Origin of the sequence: Rhodanobacter thiooxydans LCS2, from assembly GCF_000264375.1 — a bacterium.
GTDB classification, from domain to species: domain Bacteria; phylum Pseudomonadota; class Gammaproteobacteria; order Xanthomonadales; family Rhodanobacteraceae; genus Rhodanobacter; species Rhodanobacter thiooxydans.
Window position 1 is genome coordinate 1 of the sequence record NZ_AJXW01000167.1, and the last position, 260, is coordinate 260.

General features: G+C 70.4%; 1 pseudogene. It reads right to left on the bottom strand.

What is annotated here, in order from left to right:
- Positions 1-260: pseudogene (locus UUA_RS19740) on the bottom strand (TonB-dependent receptor); the annotation flags it as partial.

Here is a 260-nt window from a genome sequence, read left to right on the forward strand (position 1 = left end):
CTGCTGTTGGCGCCGTACACCAGCCGCGGCGAGCCGTTCGGGTTGCGGTCCAGCACGGCGCCGCTGACCGGCACCGCCGCGGCCGCAACGCCGCCGGCCTTTGCGGTCGCGTACTGCATCGGCTGGCCGTGATTGTCGAGGCGGCTGAATTCCAGCAGCCAGCTCCAGCGGCCCTGTTTGTCGCCCAGCGTGGCGGCGGCCTGGTGGCCGTTGTAATGGCCGTTGGCGCCATAGGCGTCGCGGTAGTCCTGGCTGAAGAA